Source organism: Spirillospora sp. NPDC048824 (assembly GCF_043198455.1).
GTDB lineage: Bacteria > Actinomycetota > Actinomycetes > Streptosporangiales > Streptosporangiaceae > Spirillospora.
Genome location: NZ_JBICUS010000006.1, coordinates 34,835 through 52,312, shown reverse-complemented (window position 1 = coordinate 52,312; position 17,478 = coordinate 34,835). Strand labels below are relative to the sequence as shown.

Here is a 17,478-nt window from a genome sequence, read left to right as displayed (position 1 = left end):
GGTCCGGCAGCGAAGCTGGACGTGAGATGACAGGCCAGATTGCCAGCCAGACCGCCAGGAGGAGCCATGATGACGCGTCCGCCGCTGGAGCAGCGCACCGCCGGCGAGATGATGACCAGGGACCTGCTCACCATCGCCACGAGCGAATCGGTCCTGATGGCCTGGGAGCTGATGTGCAAGGCCGGGGTGCATCACCTGCCCGTCGCCGATGACGAGGGCGGCTTCGTCGGAGTCGTCGACGCCCAGACCCTGACCGCGACGTGGAACGCCGCCGTCCCCCAGCACGCCCGCCGGCCGGTGACGTCGCTCCTGCCGTCCCCGCCGCCCATGACGGTGCGGCCGTCGGCCACCATCCCCGAGGCGGCACGCGCCATGCTCGAAGCCGGCAACGACCATGTGGCGGTGACCGATGACCACGGCTGCCTGGTCGGGCTGATCACCGCACGCGACCTGATCACCGCCCTGGCCGGAGCCGAGCGGGACATCGCGCCTCCCAGCGGAGGCATGCCGTCCCTCTACCGGATCGAACCCGTCCTGCCGAGCACCGCACCGGCCCACCCGGATCGAAGCTGACCGCTGCGAGTGCCGTCCGGCTGCGAGTGCCGTCTGGCCGGCATGGCTCAGCGGAGGCGGCGCAGGTAGGGGTCCCAGGCCCGGCGGGGTGCGAGGCGGACGCGTGCGTCGACGGCCACGGTCCCGTCCGGGCGGACGATGGTGGGGTTGAGGTCCAGCTCGGCGATCTCGGGGTGGTCGGCCGCCAGCCGGGAGAGCCGGAGCAGCACCTCGCGCAGCCCCACCAGATCGCCGGGCGGGCGCGCCGGGTGGCCGAGCAGCAGCGCCGACAGCCGGGGGGCGCGGATCAGGTCGTCGGCCTCGCGGCCGGTCAGCGGCGCGAGCCGGGCGGCGCGGTCGGCCAGGGCGTCGGTGTCGACGCCCCCGGCCCCGAAGATCACCACCGGCCCGAACACCTCGTCCTGGACGGCGCCGCACAGCACCTCGACGCCGTCGTCCGCCATGGCCTGGACGAGCGTCCCCTCCACATCGCCGCCGAACCGTTCCGACAGCCGGCCGAACGCCGCGCGGACGGCCTCCTCCCCGTCCAGGCCCAGTTCCAGCGCGCCCGCCGCGGTCTTGTGCACCACACCTGAGACGTGTGCCTTCAGCGCCACCGGCACACCCAGGTCACGTGCCGCCGCGACCGCCTCGTCCTCGGTCCGGGCCCAGCGCCACCGGGCCACCGGCAGCCCGTAGGACCCCAGCAGCCCGAACGCGTCGGCGGGTGGCAGCCAGCCGCCGTCCGGTGCACGGTCGAGGTATCGGGCGATGACGGCGGCCGCCTCGTCCGGGTTCAGGCCGGGCAGCGCAGGCGGCGCCTGCTGCGGAAGGTTCCGACGCCGCGCGTAGGACCAGGCGTGGGCGAGCGCGCGGGCGGCGCCCTCCGGGTAGGCGTAGCACGGGATCGCCTCATCGGTGATCGTGACCGTCTCCGCCTGTCCGAGGACCACCGCCGCCAGCGGCTTTCCGATGCCGCCGAGCGCGCCCCGCAGGTCGCCGAGCGCGGTCGGCGCCACCAGCGCCAGGACGACGTCCACGGCGTCGTCGGCGGCGACCGCCTCGATGGCGTCGCGGAACCGTTCGGCGGACACGGCGGCGGTGGTGTCGACGGGGTTGGCGACCGCCGCGCAATCTGGCAGCAGGCCGGCCAGGACGTGCCGCGTGGCCGCGTCCAGGACCGGCACGACGAGCCCGGCGTCGGCGCAGGCGTCGGCGGCCAGTACCCCGGCGCCGCCCGCGTTGGACACCACCGCCACCCGCGGCCCGGCCGGGAGCGGCTGGGTCGCCAGCAGCGCGGCGGCGTCGACCAGCTCACCCAGATCGTCGGTCGCCACGATCCCGGCCTGCTCGAACAGCGCCCGGCGGGTCAGTTCCGGGGTCGCGGCCGCCGCGGTGTGCGACACGGCGGCCCGGGTGCCCGGCGCGGACCGTCCGGCCAGGACGGTCAGCAGCGGCATCCGCGCGGCGACCCGGCGCGCCGTCCGGGCGAACTTGCGGGGATTGCCGAACGACTCCACATGGACGATGCCCAACCGGGTCGTCTGGTCCGACTCCCACCACATCAGCATGTCGTTGGCGCTGACGTCGTACTTGTCCCCGACGGACGCGAACGTGGAGACCCCGACGCCCAGCCGCGACAGCTCCTCGATCAGGGCGATCCCCACACCGCCCGACTGCACGACGACGCCCGCACCCCCCAGCGCGGGACGGTGCGCGCCGAACGTCGCGTCCAGCCAGATCCCGGTGTTGGCGATGCCCAGGCAGTTCGGCCCGACCAGCCGCATCCCGTGCTCGCGGCAGGCGGCCAGCAGGCCGTGCCCCTGCTCGGCGGTCAGGCCGGAGCTGACCACCACCAGCGCGGACGTCCCGAACCGCCCGCACGCCGCCGCCACCCCGGGCACCGCGTACGCGGGCACCGTGATGACAGCGAGATCGGGCGGCTCGGGCAGGTCGGCGAGCCTCGCCACGCAAGGGACACCGTGCATGTCCGTCCCCGCACCGTGCGGGTTCACCGCGTACACCGCGCCCTTGAACCCGCCCGAAACGATGTTGTGCAGCAGTTCGGCGCCGACCGTCCCGCGCCTGCGGGACGCCCCGATGACCGCGATGACCCGGGGCCGCAGCAGCGGCTCCAGGCTCGCCACGTCCGCGCTGCGCTCCCGTTCGGCGACCGCGTCCAGATATCCGTCGTCGGACACCAGCGGGATCGTCACCTCGACGACACCCCCCGACATCAGCTGCCGGACCGGCATCCCAGCGTCGGCGAACACCCGCAGCATCGCGTCGTTCCCCGGCAGCGTGTCGGCTCGGAACGCGACGATTCCGCCGGCGCGGGCAAGCGACCCCAGATGTTCCAGGAGAAGCGTCCCGACACCGCGGTGGTGCATCCGGTCGGCGACCGCCATCGCGATCTCCGCCTCGCCCGGCACACCGGTCGGTTCGTACTCCGCCACCCCGATCAGGTCACCGCGCAGCCAGGCGCCGAGCGCCGCATGATCGCGGCCCTCCGTCCGGCAGACCCGCTCGGCCACATGCCCGGCCATGGCCCGGTTCAGGCCGAAGAACCGCAGATACAGGCTTTCCTCGCACAGCCCCTGATGCAGCTCGCGCACCGCGTCCAGGTCCGCCGCGCCGAGCCGCCTGATCTCTATCTGCGTCCCATCGGTCAGCAGCGCGAACGCCCGCGCGCCGGAAAGCTGCTCTGTCATGTCTCCAGCCTCTGACCGTGCGGGTCGCGGATCAGCGTCCCAAGGTCACCTGCGGCCGGGACTTTGGTCCCGTTCTCACCGGACGGGCCGGGGCGTTCCTCACGCCCGGTGCCGACGGTTTGGGGACCGCCCCGACCTCGATCATGGGACGCCGTCCATGCGTCTGCAGTCCCAGTTGCACTTTCCACATGGCCACGGCCAGGGCATGGAACTGATAGAGCATGCGTCGCAGTACGGGGAGGTCGCCGGCGTCGGCCGTCACCGCGGCATGTTCGGCGATGACCGTGAGCCGATTGACGCGGCAGGCGAGAAAATGCGCAAGAGCATCGCGGCGAACGCTTCCCGATAAGGCATCGAGCAGAATCGATTCGGCGGCGTCCAGTTCGACCATGACCTCCGCGGTGGCGGCTCGCACGTCGGTGGCCGTCTCCCAGCCGTCCCTCGCCAGCAGCTTGAGCCTGCTCAAAGCAGGTAGGCAACGCCTGTGATGCTCCCGCAGCCGACCTTCCAGAACGGCCGCATCCACCATTCCGACGCCTGTACCGGTCATGTTTCCTCCCTGGCCCGCCGTGCCCGGCGTTCTGTATGTCCTCGGCCGCCCGAGCGTCTGCGTCCTAGTCGCCCGCGTTCCGCCGAGGCGCGTGCGCGACCGCTACGGGGCAGGGGGCGTGCTGAACCAGGGCGTGGCTGACCGATCCGAGCAGCAGACCGCGGAAGCCGCCCAGCCCTCGCGAGCCGACGACGAGCAGACGCGCGTCGTCCGAGGCGTCCAGCAGAACCTGACGCGGCGGCCCGGCCACGACCTCGGCCCGCACATCGACGCCGGGGTGACGTTCACGCAAGGGGATCATCAGCTGATCCAGGCGCGTGCGGGCCGCCTCACGCATGCCGTCCTCGTCGGCCAGCGGCGGCAGATCGTCCACGGGCACCGACTCCCAGGCGACCACGGCGTGCACGGACGACCCGTGCAACTCGGCCTCGGCGAACGCCATCGCCAGCGCGGCCCGGGAGGCCGGCGAACCGTCCACGCCGACCACGACGCGTCCCGGCTTCGTCCCCGGGTGCCGGTCCACGTCACCTCGGGCGATGACGACGGGGCACGTGGCGTGCGCGGCCACCTGGGCGCTGACCGATCCGAGCATCAGTCCGGCGAACCCCCCGAGGCCTCGCGGCCCCAGCACGATCAGATCGGCGCTCTTGCCCGCCTCGATCAACTCGGCGGCCGCCTGCCCGCATACGAGCACGCCCCGCACCGGCACATCGGGGGCGTGCTTGCGGAGGTGCTCGACGCCGCCGTCCAGGGTCTCCTGCGCCATGGTGCCCAGGTCAACCATGGGCATGGCCACCGGGCTCCCGATGTAGACCTGCCACGCGTGGATCACGGTCAGCGGCAGGCCCCGAGCCCGGGCCTCGCCGGCGGCCCAGTCCAGGGCACGGATCCCCTCGGGGGAGCCGTCATAACCGACAGCGACACCAATGATCTGCTCGGCACTCATACCTGCTCCCACCTCATGCATCGGGTTCCTGCACCAGCGTTTCTCGTGGCGTCCTTCCCACATAGAGGGCATCAGTCCGGAACTGGAGGGACCTTCGGCCTTCCAGCGGGGCGGGGCGGAGCCGGGACCGGTGGATCGCCTGAGAGGGGACGTTGGTCCACCGGTCCCGGGACCGATGCCCGGCGACCGTCACAGGAGCACGGTGATCAGCTGAGATCGCGGCGAGTCCGCCGCTGATCCAAGGAGACGCTCATGAGCGCGCAACCCTCCCGCCGGAGGCTGGGGCTGTGGATGGCCACCGCCCTCGTGGTGGGCAACATGATCGGATCGGGTGTCTTCCTGCTGCCCAGCGCGCTGGCCGCGTACGGGCCGATCAGCCTGGTGGCGTGGGTGTTCACCGCGGCCGGGGCGATCCTGCTGGCGCTGGTGTTCGCCCGGCTCTCCCGGGCCTACCCGAAGACGGGCGGCCCGTACGCCTACGCGCGGCGGGCGTTCGGTGACTTCGTCGGATTCCAGACCGCGTGGGGCTACTGGATCGCCATATGGGCGGGGAACGCGGCGATCGCCGTCGCGTTCGTCGGGTACATGGCGCACTTCTGGCCCGAGCTGGCCGATGACAAGGTGCTGGCCGCCGGTGTGGGGCTGGCGGCGATCTGGCTGCTGACGGCCGTCAACGGCTACGGGATCCGGCAGGGCGGCGCCGTCCAGGTCGCCACCACGGTCATCAAGCTGGTGCCGCTGCTGCTCATCGCGATCGGCGGGCTGTTCTTCGTCAAGTCCGGCAACTTCGGCGAGTTCAACGCCAGCGGCGGCAGCGCGTTCTCCGCGGTGACCGCCGCCGCCGCACTGACGCTGTGGTCGTTCATCGGATTGGAATCGGCCACCGTCCCCGCCGAGGACGTCGAGGACCCGCAGAAGACCATCCCCCGCGCCACCGTCGCCGGGACCGCCGTGACCGCGCTGATCTACATCCTCGGCACCGTCGCCGTCCTCGGCCTCGTGCCCGCGGCGGCGCTGGCGACCTCGACCGCGCCGTTCGCGGACGCCGCCGACGCCGCGTTCGGCGGATGGGCCGCCGACCTCGTCGCGGCCGGTGCGGCGATCAGCGCGTTCGGTGCCCTCAACGGCTGGATCCTGCTGCAGGGCCAGATCCCGCTCGCCGCCGCCCGCGACGGCCTGTTCCCCCGCGTGTTCGCCCGCACCGGACGCGGCGGCACCCCGATCGTCGGGCTGGTCGTCTCCAGCGTCCTGGTCACCGGGCTGATGGTCATGAACTACAACGCCAGCCTGGTCGACCAGTTCACCTTCATCATCCTGCTGGCCACCCTCACCACCGTCATCCCCTACGCCTACGCCTCCCTCGCCGAACTGGTCCTGCTGGCCACCGACCCGGCCGCGTTCTCCGGCCGGCGCCTGGCCCGCGACGCCGTCATCGCCCTGCTGGCGTTCGGCTACACCGTCTGGGCGATCGCCGGCGCCGGCTACGAGGTCGTCTACAAGGGCACACTGCTGATCTTCGCCGGGATGCCGGTCTACGCCTGGCTGAAGTACCGCGACCAGCGCGCCCCCGTCCAGGCCGCCCAACCCGAACCGCCGGCCAAGGCCGCCTGAAAGGACACCGCTCGTGTTCACCGTCTCCTCCGAGGTCGGGCGGCTGCGGCAGGTCCTGCTGCACCGCCCCGACCTGGAACTGCTCCGCCTCACCCCCGCCAACAAGGACGACCTGCTGTTCGACGAGGTGCTGTGGGCCAAACGCGCCCGCCAGGAACACGACGTGTTCGCCGACGCCCTCCGCGAACGCGGCGTCCGCGTGCACTACCTCGCCGACCTGCTCGCCGAGACCCTCAAGATCGACCAGGCCCGCGCCCAGGTCCTCGACCACACCGCCTCACAGATCACCCTCGGCCCCACCCTGGCCGCCCCCGTCCGGTCCGCGCTGGACGACATGGACCCCACCACACTCACCCGCCACCTCATAGGCGGGCTCACCAAGGCCGAACTGGGCGTGCCCGCCCACAGCCTGCTGCTGTCCTCGCTCGACGACGGCGACTTCGTCCTGCCGCCGCTGCCCAACCACCTGTTCACCCGCGACCCGTCCGCGTGGATCCACGACGGCGTCACCTTGCATCCCATGGCCAAACCGGCACGGCGGCGCGAGACCGTGCACCTGAGCGCCATCTACCGGCACCATCCGCTGTTCAGCGGGCGGGACGTCCCGATCTGGTATCCCGGCGCCGACTTCACCCTGCCCTCCCTGGAAGGCGGCGACATCCACGTCCTCAGCGACGACCTGGTCCTGATCGGCATGAGCGAGCGCACCACCCCGCAGGCCATCGAACTGCTCGCCCAGCGGCTGTTCACCGCCGGGAGGGTACGCCGCGTCATCGCCGCGCAACTGCCCAAGCGGCGCGCGTTCATGCATCTGGACACGGTCATGACGATGGTCGACCACGACGTCTTCACCGTCTACCCCGGGCTGCCGCCGCTGCGGTCCTACACGCTCACCCCCGGAAGCGACGGCGGGGTGCTCGTCCATGAGAACGACGCGCTGTTCCCAGCGATCGCCCACGCCGCCGGCGTGCCGCAGATCCGCGTCCTGACGACCGAACAGGACGTCCGCGCCGCCGAACGAGAGCAATGGGACGACGGCAACAACGTCCTGGCCGTCGAACCCGGCGTCGTCATCGCCTACGAGCGCAACGTCACCACCAACACGATGCTCCGCCACCACGGCATCGAAGTCATCACCATCCCCGGCGGCGAACTCGGACGCGGACGCGGCGGCCCCCGCTGCATGAGCTGCCCCCTCCACCGCGACGAGGTGACTCGACGATGACCCCGCGCCGCCTACCCGAGCGCGCATCCCGGCACGGGAGAGGCGCTCACGGCGCCGCCACCCTCCGGCCCGGCCACGGTTCAGGCGGCGCGCTCGGCGACGTGCCGGGGCGGCGGGACGATCGCCACTGCGCACGGGGCGTGATGCAGCATCGCCGAACTCGTCGCCCCCAGCAGCAGCGGATCCAGGCCCCCCGTGCCACGATCTCCGACCACCAGCAGATCGGCGTCCCCGGCCGCCGCCGACAGGGCCTCGCGGGGTCGCTCAAGCAGCAGCGACGTTCGCACGCGGACCTTCGGGTAGCGCCGCTTCCACGGGTGGACGGCCTTCTCCAGCATGGCGGCGCGCGTCTCCAGCAGCTTGTTCTCATCGGTGAACAGGGGCAGCTCGAAATCGGGCACCGCCCCGGGTTCCCAGGCCCCGTGGACCACACGCAGATCGGCGTCGCGAAGGGCGGCCTCCTCGATCGCGAAGCCCAGCGCCGTGTCCGCGGCCGCCGATCCGTCGACCCCGGCGACGACGAGCCCGCGCCGCCGGCCGGCGCCGCGGACGGCGATCACCGGGCGATGCGTGCGCGCCGGCAGCTGCACCGCCGTCGACCCGTCGAGCAGCCGGTCCCGCTCATGCGAGCCGACCACGATCAGCTCCGCGTCGTCGGATTCGCGCACGAGCGTTTCGCAGACGGGTTCGCGCCTCAGCCGGGTGTGCACCTTCCCGCCCGCCCCCAGGTCCCGTGCCCGCTGCACGCCTTCGCGCAGAAGATTCTCTCCCGCCCGCTGGATGATCGCCTGGACGTTGCCGTCCACGTGCCCCGGTGGATACGGCCAGTGCCAGCAGTAGCACATCATCAGGTCGAGCCCCCGCAGGCGGGTCTCCTCGACCGCCCAGCGCAGCGCGACATCGTTCTCCTCGGTCCCGTCGTAGCCGACCAGGACGTTCGGCCGCTGAGGCCGTGTCAGCGCGACCATCCGGCCGCCCCCCTTCCTCTGGCCAAGGTCTCAGTTTCAGTTTCGGCAGGCCGCGCGCTCCTTTTCAGGGGCCGAAGGTCCCCGGTCGGCCAGGTCGTCCGGCACTGCCCGGTGTGTACCGGCCGGTGAGAACGTGGCGATGCCGGGAATGCCCTGCCGACGGCCTCGGACGACACCGTGAGGGGACACCATGAACCGGTGGATCCTGTCCTACGACGACTACGACCCTGACACCGAAGGGCTGCGGGAAGCCCTGTGCACACTCGGCAACGGATACCTCGGCACCAGGGGAGCCGCCCCGGAGTCGTCCGCCGACGGCGTCCACTACCCGGGGACCTACATCGCGGGCTGCTACGACCGTCTGCCGGCGGAGATGGCCGGGCGGCGCACCGACAACGCCGACCTGGTCAACATGCCGAACTGGCTTCCGCTGGCCTTCCGCGCCGCCGGGGGCGAATGGTTCGATCCCGACCGTGCCCGGCGGGAGGGCGGGCTTCCGTCCTACCGGCAGGAACTGGATCTGCGCCGCGGTGTCCTGACCCGCCTGGTGCGCGTGCGCGACGCGCAGGGGCGGACGACGCGGGTGGCCCAGCGCCGGATCGTGTCCATGGACGACCCCCACCTGGCCGCGCTGGAGACCACCATCGTGGCGGAGGACTGGAGCGGCACCGTGGAGATCGTGTCGGCGCTGGACGGACGCGTCGTCAACGCCGGTGTGGAGCGGTACCGGAACCTGCCCGAGGTGCACCTGACTCGTGAGAAGAGCCCCGAGCAGAGCGATCCGGAACTGCTCCTGCTGCGCGCTTCGACGGTCTCGTCCAAGATCGGGATCGCGGTGGCGGCACGCACCCGGGTCTCGGTCCCGGCCGAGCGCACCCACCGGGCCGAAGACGGTTGGACGGGCCAGAACCTGACCGTGGACGTCCACGAGGGGGTACCGGTCACGATCGAGAAGGTCGCCGCCGCGTTCACCTCACGCGACCGCGCCATCGAGGAGGTCGGCCAGGCGGCACTGGCGGCCGCCGCGGGCGCCGGCGACTTCGACGCTCTGCTGGAGAAGCACACGCTGGCGTGGACCCGGCTGTGGCGGCGCTGCCAGCTCAGCGTCGACCACGTCGAGGTGCAGCGAATTCTCAACCTGCACATCTTCCATCTGCTGCAGACGGTGTCGGAGCACAGCGTGGACTTGGACGTCGGCGTCCCCGCCCGCGGCCTGCACGGAGAGGCGTACCGGGGCCACGTCTTCTGGGACGAGCTGTTCATCCTGCCGTTCCTGACCATGCGGTTCCCCGAGATCGCCCGCGCGCTGCTGATGTACCGGTGGCGGCGCCTCCCGGCGGCGCGCCGCGCGGCGGCCGATGCGGGGCGCCGCGGCGCGATGTACCCGTGGCAGAGCGCCGCCGACGGGCGCGAGGAGACCCAGCGCGTCCACCTGAACCCGCGTTCGGGCCGGTGGCTGCCCGACCACTCGCATCTGCAGCGGCATGTCGGGCTGACCGTCGCCCACAACGTGTGGCGCTACTACGAGGCGACGGGCGACATCGGCTTCCTCGCCGAGTACGGCACCGAGATCATGCTGGAGGTCGCCCGGTTCTTCGCGGACCTGGCCGCCTACGACCGCTCAACGGACCGGTACGAGATCCACGGCGTCATGGGGCCCGACGAATACCACGACGCCTATCCGGGACGCGACGAGCCGGGCCTGGACAACAACGCCTACACCAACGTCCTCGCCGTCTGGGTGCTGCGGCGCGCGCTGGACGCGCTCGCCGCGCTGCCCGAGGACCGCCGCACGGAACTGCGTGAACGGCTCGCCCTGACCCGTGAGGAGATCACCCGGTTCGAGGACGTCGCCGGCAAAATGTACGTCCCGTTCCACGACGGGGTGATCAGCCAGTTCGACGGCTACGCCGACCTGGAAGAACTCGACTGGAACGGCTACCGGGACCGATACGGCGACATCCGCAGGCTGGACCGGATCCTTGAGGCCGAGGGCGACTCCCCCAACCGCTACAAGGCGTCGAAGCAGGCCGACGTGCTGATGCTCTTCTACGTGCTCGCACCCGGCGAACTCGACGATATCCTGCGGCATCTCGGCTACGAGCACGGCGCCGCCCTGGCCACCAGGACCATCGACTACTACCTGCCGCGCACCTGCGACGGATCGACGCTCAGCTCACTCGTCCACGCTTGGATCCTGGCCCACGTGGACGGGGACGTGGCCTGGCGGATCTTCCTTGAGTCGCTGTTCAGCGACATCACCGACACACAGCGCGGCACCACGGCCGAGGGCGTCCACCTGGGCGCGATGGCCGGGACCGTCGATCTCGTCCAGCGCTGCCACGCCGGAATCAGGACCCGCGGCGGCACCCTCCATCTGGAGCCGCACCTGCCCGGCGCGATCGGCGAACTGCGCCTCGGGCTCCGCTACCGGGGCCACTGGGGCATCGACCTGACCTGCCGGCAGGATCTACTCCGCGTCATGCTCCGCCCCGACGCCACGTTCCCCATCCGCATCTCCTACGCGGACGAGGACGTGGAGATCCAGCCGGGCGCGTCCTGGGAGACCCCGCTCCAGCACGGCAGGACGACGCCGGGCGACCGACCCGGCCGGCCCGGATGAACTCGATCGGAGATGAACTCGATCGGACTCGTGTACGCCGACGGAGGCCACAGCCCTGCGGGACGGGCTGCGGCCTCGCGGTCTCGGCGGATCACCGGGTCAGGACGACCTTGAGCGCGCCGGTGCCGGCGGCGTCGGCGAAGACGTCGTAGGCCTTGAGGAACTCCTCCATCGGGAAGTGGTGGGTGACGAACCGCCCGGCGTCGAGCCCGCCGCCGGCGACCAGCCTCAGCAGCGTCGGCGTGGAGAAGGTGTCGACCAGGCCCGTGGTGATGGTGATGCCGCGGATCCACTGCTCTTCCAGATGCAGGACGGCCGGGCCGCCGTGCACGCCGATGTTGGCGATGTGGCCGCCCGGCCGGGCCAGCGCGACCGCCGACTCGAACGTCTCGGGGATGCCCACGGCCTCGATGGACACGTCCGCGCCCAGCCCGCCGGTGAGTTCGCGGACGGCGGCGAGCGGGTCCTGCCGGGAGTTGTTGATCGTGATGTCGGCGCCGAACCGCTTGGCCGCCTCCAGCCGGCTGTCGGCCAGGTCGATCGCGATGATGTGGCTCGGGCTGAACAGCCGCGCCCCCATGATCGCCGACAGCCCGATCGGTCCGGCGCCCACCACCGCGACCACGTCGCCGGGCCGGACGGCGCCGTTGAGCACGCCCACCTCGTAGCCGGTCGGCAGGATGTCGGCCAGCATCAGCACGTCCTGCGCGGGAACGCCGTCGGGCAGCGGGTGGACGGAGGTGTCGGCGAACGGCACCCGCACGTACTCGGCCTGCGTCCCGTCGATCGTGTGCCCGAGGATCCAGCCCCCGCCGCCGACGCACAGCCCGTAGCGGCCCTGGCGGCAGAACCTGCACGTCCCGCACGCCGTGATGCACGACACCAGCACCTGGTCGCCCGGTTTGACCGTCCGCACTCCCGCACCGACCGACTCGACGGTCCCGACCGCCTCGTGCCCGAGGATCCGCCCGTCGGTCACCGCCGGGACGTCCCCCTTGAGGATGTGCAGGTCGGTCCCGCAGATCGTCACCGCATCGACCCGTACGACCGCGTCACCGTCCTCGATGATCTCCGGGTCGGGGACGTCCTCCCAGGCCTTGTTCCCAGGCCCGTGGTACACCAGCGCTCGCATGACGCGCCTCCTTCATCGGTTCGGCTGTCGTTTCCAGCGTCGATTCCCACGAACGGCCGTTGCAGTGCCCAACGTCCCGGCACACACGCCTAACGTCCCCACCCGGTCACCGCGGCGGCGTTCGCATCGGCGGTGCGCATGGGCGCGCCCGGGCATACCCATGGGGGTATTTGCACGGTCGCCCATCCATCGGCTACCGTGGCACCAGAGATACCCCAGGGGGTATATGACCACGGCCGATGGCCGTGCCCTGGACCGAATCGGAAGAGGTGCCGATGAAGGACATGCCCACGAGACTCGATGCCGCCGGCCTGCGTGCCCGGCTCGACGGCCCCAGGCCGCCCCGCCTCCTCGACGTGCGGACGCCGGGCGAGTTCGCCGCGGCCCACATCCCCGGCTCGTACAACGTGCCGCTCGACCTGCTGCGGGAGCACCGCGACGAACTGTGCCGGCACCTCGACGAGGAGGTGGTGCTGATCTGCCGCTCGGGCGTCCGCGCCGGGCAGGGGGAGCAGGCGCTGGCCGAGGCGGGCCTGCGCAACACCCGCGTCCTGGAGGGCGGGATCCTCGCCTGGGAGACGGCCGGAGCGCCGCTCAACCGGGACGGGCGCAAGCGCTGGGATCTGGAACGCCAGGTCCGGCTCGTCGCCGGGACGATCGTGCTGGTGGCCGTGGTGGGCAGCGCGGCTTTGCCCGGCCTGAAGTGGGTGGCGGCCTTCATCGGCGCCGGCCTGACGTTCGCGGCGCTCACCAACACCTGCGCGATGGGAATGCTGCTGGCGAAACTGCCCTACAACCGCGGCGCGAGCTGCGACATCCAAACGATCAGGGCCCGCCTGGCGGACGACGGGCGACCGGCATGATCCTCGCGCTCACGCTTGCAGCGGCTGTGCTGATCGGGGTCACGCTGGGGTTGTTCGGCGGGGGCGGTTCGATCCTCACCACCCCGGTGCTGATCTACGTGGCCGGTGTCGACGCCAAGACGGCGATCGCGATGTCGCTGTTCGTCGTGGGCGCGACCAGCGTGGTGGGAGCCGTCCCGCACGCACGGGCCGGCCGGATCCGGTGGCGCACCGGCCTGTTGTTCGGCGCCGCCGGGATGGTCGGCGCCTACGCCGGAGGCAGGCTCGCCGCGTTCATCCCGGCGAATGTCCTGCTGATCGCCTTCGGAATCATGATGACCGTCACGGCCGCCGCGATGCTGCGCGGCCGGAAGGAGACCGGGCCCGATCAGCACGCCGGGAACAGGCCGCTCGCCAGAATCTTTCTGGAGGGCTCGGCCGTCGGCCTGGTCACCGGGCTGGTCGGCGCGGGCGGCGGCTTCCTGGTCGTTCCCGCCCTGGCCCTGCTGGGCGGGCTGCCGATGCCGGTCGCCGTCGGCACGTCCCTGCTGGTCATCGCGATGAAGTCCTTCGCGGGACTGGCCGGCTACCTGCAGAGCGTGCAGCTCGACTGGTCACTGACCCTCTCGATCACCGCGCTGGCGGCCGTCGGCGGCCTGCTGGGCTCCCGGCTCTCCGGAAGGATCGATCCCGAGCGGCTGCGCAAGGCCTTCGGCTGGTTCGTCCTGGTGATGTCCGTCTTCGTCGTGGCGCAGGAGCTTCCCGCGCAGGCCAAGCCGATCTTCCTGGCGGCCGTCGCCGTCATCGCCCTCGCCGGGGCGGCCATTCTGACCGCCCGGCGGTCTCGACACACCACACCCAGACTCCGCACCCTTGAGTCGCGAAAGGAAACCGAAGCAATGGAGACTCGGATGTACTTCGCCCAGCACTACCTGGAGTGCCTGTCCCAGGCGTCCTACCTGATCGGCGACAGGCAGACCGGACGCGCCGTCGTCGTCGACCCGCGCCGGGACGTCTCCGAATACCTCGACGACGCCGCCGCCAACGGCCTGCACATCGAAGGCGTGATCAACACCCACTTCCACGCCGACTTCATCTCCGGCCACCTGGAGCTGGCGGCCCGCACCGGGGCCTGGATCGGCTACGGCGCGCGGGCCGAGGCCGAGTTCCAGATCCGGAAGCTTCACGACCGCGAGCGCATCAGCCTCGGCGACGTGACCCTGGAGATCCTGGAGACCCCGGGCCACACCCCCGAGTCGGTCAGCGTCCTGGTCTTCGAGCACGCCGATGACACCGTGCCCTACGGCGTCCTGACCGGGGACGCCCTGTTCATCGGAGACGTCGGCCGCCCCGACCTGCTGGCGTCCATCGGCGTCACCGCCGACGAACTCGGCAGGATGCTCTACGACACCGTCCAGCACAAGCTGATGGCGCTGCCCGACCAGACCAGGCTCTTCCCCGCGCACGGAGCCGGCTCGGCGTGCGGCAAGAACCTGTCGGCCGAACTGCAGTCCACCATCGGCGCGCAGCGGCTCAGCAACTACGCCTGCGTGCCCATGGGCGAGCGGGAGTTCGTCGACATCGTCACCGAAGGCCAGCCCTCGGCCCCGAACTACTTCGTCTACGACGCGATCCTCAACCGCAAGGAGCGGGAACTGCTGAAGGTCGAAGAGCACCTGAAGGAGCTGCCGTTCACCGACGTCCTGGCACGCCGCGACGCCGGCGCGGTCGTCGTCGACGCCCGCGACCCGCAGGAGTTCGCCGCCGGCCACCTCACCGGCTCGATCAACGTCCCCGCGGACGGCCGGTTCGCCGAGCAGGCCGGCATGCTCATCGAACCCGGGCGGGACATCGTCGTGATCGCCCCCGAAGACCGCGCGGAGGAGATCATCACCCGCCTCGCCCGGATCGGACTGGACACGGCCGCCGGCTACCTGCCCGATCCCGAGGACGCCTTCACTCTGGCGCCCGAGGGGAACATCGTCCAGGCCGAGCGGATCACCTTCGCCGACCTGCGCGACGAGCTCGACGGCGCCGAACCGCCGCTGGTGATCGACGTCCGCAACACCGGCGAGCTGGCGGACGGCGCCATCGAGGGGGCGGTCAACATCCCGCTGGCCGAGCTGCCCGGCCGCCTGGACACGATCCCGTCCGACCGGCGGATCGTCGTCCACTGCGCGGGCGGCGTCCGCTCCTCGGCCGCCGCGAGCCTGCTGCGCCACTCCGGACGCACCGACGTCGCCGACCTGCTCGGCGGCTACGGCGCCTGGGCCGCGGCCCACTCCCCGGCCGAGGCCTGATCGGGCCCCAGCGCGCCCTGCCGGGCCTGTTCCGGGCGGGGCGCGCCCCTTCTGGAAGGAGTTCTCCATGTCCGCCACCCCGAACCGGCACCGCGTCCTGATCGTCGGCGGGGGCACCGCCGGGATCACCGTCGCCGCCAGGCTGCGCCGCAAGGGCGTCAGCGGCGTCACGATCCTCGAGCCCTCCGACACCCACTGGTACCAGCCGCTGTGGACCCTCACCGGCGGCGGGCAGGCGCCCCTCGACGTCGCGCGCAGACCCGAGCGGTCCGTCATCCCGCGCGGCGTGACGTGGATCCGCGACGCCGCGGCCGCCGTCGACCCCGACGCCCGGACGGTCACCACCGCGAACGGCACCGAACTCCGCTACGAGTACCTGGTCATGGCCCCCGGTCTCCAGCTGGACTGGTCCGCCGTCCCCGGTCTCACCGAATCGCTCGGCCGCGACGGAGTGTCCAGCAACTACTCCCCGGAGTACGCTCCGAAGACCTGGGAGTTCATCCGGAACCTCAAGTCCGGTACGGCCGTGTTCACCTATCCGGCCGGTCCGATCAAGTGCGGCGGAGCCCCGCAGAAGATCGCGTATCTGGCGGCCGACCACTGGCGCCGCGAGGGCAGGCTGCGCGACATCCGCATCATCCTCGCCGTCAACGAGCCCACGCTCTTCAAGGTCGAGACCTACGCCCGCGAACTGGACAAGGTCGTCGCCCGCTACGGCATCCAGACCCGCTTCCAGTCCGAACTCCTGTCCATCGACCCCGACCGCCGCGAACTGACGCTCGCCGGCGAGGGCGCGGGCGCCACGGAGAAGATCGCCTACGACCTGCTGCACGCCACCCCGCCGCAGAGCGCCCCGGACTGGGTGAAGAAGTCCGTTCTCGCGGACCCGGCCGGCCCTTTCGGCTATGTCGAGGCCGACAAGCACACCCTCGCCCATCCGCGTTACCCGAACGTCTACGCCCTCGGCGACGTCGCCAATCTGCCGACGTCCAAGACCGGCGCGGCCATCCGCAAACAGGCCCCCGTCGTCGTCAGGAATCTCATGGCCGACATGGCCGGCCACTCCCGCACCGCGAGCTACGACGGCTACACCTCCTGCCCGCTCGTCACGGCCAGGGACAAGATGCTCCTCGCCGAATTCGACTATGACCTGACCCCCACACCATCACTGCCGATCATCAACACGAAGAAGGAACGGCGCGACATGTGGTACCTCAAACGCTACGGTCTGCCCGCCCTCTACTGGCACGGCATGCTCAAGGGCCTTGCCTGACCAGTCCGTTGAATGACAGGTCGAGCAGCAGCGCCAGGTGGTCGGCCACGCCGGACGCCCGGTCCTCGGCCCAGTCGCGCATGGCCGCCTCGAAGGTGCGGGCGATCTGGGCGGTGATGAGAGTCGGCGGGATGTCGGTCCGCACCGCGCCGGCGGCGGCGCCGCGCTCGATGAGCCGTTCCACCTCCTCCATGACCGGAGGGCGGGCGCCTTCGCCGAGCAGCGCTGCGTGGCGGATCGGGAGCGTGTAGACGAACCTGGCGAGTTGTTCGTCGGCCACCATCCGGGTGGCGGCGGTGGTCAGGAGTTCGCGGACGCGGGGCAGCGCCTCGGCGTCGGTGCCGGGCGGTGTGGGCACGGGCCGGTCTTCGACAAGGCGGGCGAACAGTTCGGCGAGGATCTCCTCGCGCTCGGCGAAGTGCTTGTAGAAGGTCGCGCGCGAGACGCCTGCCTCCTTGGCGATGTCCTCCACCCGCACGCCGATGTAGCCGTGTTCGGCGAACAGCCGCAGCGCCGTGTCGAGCAACTGGGAGCGGACGCGCTCGCGTCCGTCCTGACGGGTCCGGCCGAAGCCGGGTGACCGTACGGTCATCTAGGTCCTCCGGCGGTCGTCGGGTCGGCGCGCGTCGTACCGCGGCCGACATCGAATCTACGCCACTCCGGCGGATCGACTCTCCCCCGAACATGTGAAACACGTGTCTACACACGTGTATAACGTATGTAGACACACATGTTTCTCTGGAGG

At 71.4% G+C, this 17,478-nt stretch carries 13 protein-coding genes; 7 read left to right on the top strand and 6 right to left on the bottom strand.

All coding sequences use genetic code 11. From position 1 onward, the window contains the following. Positions 1–66: 66 nt before the first annotated feature. Positions 67–573 carry an HPP family protein gene (locus tag ACGFIS_RS13400; protein WP_392970855.1) on the top strand — a complete coding sequence of 169 codons (507 nt, stop codon included), beginning with the start codon at positions 67–69 and terminating at the stop codon, positions 571–573. Positions 574–620: 47 nt separating this feature from the next. Here ACGFIS_RS13400 and ACGFIS_RS13395 read toward each other — a convergent pair whose 3' ends face one another. From ACGFIS_RS13395 to ACGFIS_RS13385, 3 genes are all read right to left on the bottom strand, one after another. Beyond that, positions 621–3,263 (bottom strand): GNAT family N-acetyltransferase, encoded by a 2,643-nt coding sequence (locus ACGFIS_RS13395; protein WP_392970852.1) that lies wholly within the window; start codon positions 3,261–3,263, stop codon positions 621–623. A gap of 31 nt (positions 3,264–3,294) precedes the next feature. Then, the gene (locus ACGFIS_RS13390) at positions 3,295–3,813 is read right to left on the bottom strand and encodes a hypothetical protein (protein WP_392911571.1); all 519 of its coding nucleotides are present in this window, start codon (positions 3,811–3,813) and stop codon (positions 3,295–3,297) included. A 64-nt stretch (positions 3,814–3,877) separates the two neighbouring features. Next, the gene (locus tag ACGFIS_RS13385; RefSeq protein WP_392911569.1) at positions 3,878–4,759 is read right to left on the bottom strand and encodes a universal stress protein; all 882 of its coding nucleotides are present in this window, start codon (positions 4,757–4,759) and stop codon (positions 3,878–3,880) included. Positions 4,760–5,011: 252 nt separating this feature from the next. On the opposite strand from ACGFIS_RS13385, the gene ACGFIS_RS13380 reads away from it, so the two are divergent. Next, the gene (locus ACGFIS_RS13380; protein ID WP_392911567.1) at positions 5,012–6,370 is read left to right on the top strand and encodes an amino acid permease; all 1,359 of its coding nucleotides are present in this window, start codon (positions 5,012–5,014) and stop codon (positions 6,368–6,370) included. Between the two features lie 13 nt (positions 6,371–6,383). Further along, the gene (locus ACGFIS_RS13375) at positions 6,384–7,595 is read left to right on the top strand and encodes an arginine deiminase (protein WP_392911565.1); all 1,212 of its coding nucleotides are present in this window, start codon (positions 6,384–6,386) and stop codon (positions 7,593–7,595) included. Positions 7,596–7,675: 80 nt separating this feature from the next. Here ACGFIS_RS13375 and ACGFIS_RS13370 read toward each other — a convergent pair whose 3' ends face one another. After that, positions 7,676–8,563, bottom strand: coding sequence for a universal stress protein (locus tag ACGFIS_RS13370; RefSeq protein WP_392911563.1), 888 nt, complete (start codon positions 8,561–8,563; stop codon positions 7,676–7,678). 190 nt (positions 8,564–8,753) lie between these two features. On the opposite strand from ACGFIS_RS13370, the gene ACGFIS_RS13365 reads away from it, so the two are divergent. Beyond that, positions 8,754–11,186: a glycoside hydrolase family 65 protein gene (locus ACGFIS_RS13365; protein WP_392911561.1), complete on the top strand. Its 2,433-nt coding sequence runs from the start codon at positions 8,754–8,756 to the stop codon at positions 11,184–11,186. Positions 11,187–11,277: 91 nt separating this feature from the next. Here the strand turns inward: ACGFIS_RS13365 and ACGFIS_RS13360 are convergent, their stop codons facing one another. Next, positions 11,278–12,318 carry a zinc-dependent alcohol dehydrogenase family protein gene (locus tag ACGFIS_RS13360; RefSeq protein WP_392970849.1) on the bottom strand — a complete coding sequence of 347 codons (1,041 nt, stop codon included), beginning with the start codon at positions 12,316–12,318 and terminating at the stop codon, positions 11,278–11,280. 275 nt (positions 12,319–12,593) lie between these two features. Here ACGFIS_RS13360 and ACGFIS_RS13355 point away from each other — a divergent pair, with 275 nt between their 5' ends. The 3 genes from ACGFIS_RS13355 (at position 12,594) to ACGFIS_RS13345 (ending at position 16,733) form a co-directional block, all read left to right on the top strand. Beyond that, positions 12,594–13,181: a rhodanese-like domain-containing protein gene (locus ACGFIS_RS13355; RefSeq protein WP_392970846.1), complete on the top strand. Its 588-nt coding sequence runs from the start codon at positions 12,594–12,596 to the stop codon at positions 13,179–13,181. Next, positions 13,178–15,460 (top strand): TSUP family transporter, encoded by a 2,283-nt coding sequence (locus ACGFIS_RS13350; RefSeq protein WP_392970843.1) that lies wholly within the window; start codon positions 13,178–13,180, stop codon positions 15,458–15,460. Before ACGFIS_RS13355 ends, ACGFIS_RS13350 begins: the two co-directional genes overlap by 4 nt. A 67-nt stretch (positions 15,461–15,527) precedes the next feature. Then, positions 15,528–16,733, top strand: a complete 1,206-nt coding sequence (locus ACGFIS_RS13345) for an FAD-dependent oxidoreductase (protein WP_392911553.1) — start codon at positions 15,528–15,530, stop codon at positions 16,731–16,733. On the opposite strand, the gene ACGFIS_RS13340 is transcribed toward ACGFIS_RS13345, so the two are convergent. Beyond that, positions 16,717–17,325 (bottom strand): TetR/AcrR family transcriptional regulator, encoded by a 609-nt coding sequence (locus tag ACGFIS_RS13340; protein ID WP_392911551.1) that lies wholly within the window; start codon positions 17,323–17,325, stop codon positions 16,717–16,719. The two genes, ACGFIS_RS13345 and ACGFIS_RS13340, sit on opposite strands and share 17 nt — an antisense overlap. Positions 17,326–17,478 lie beyond the last annotated feature (153 nt).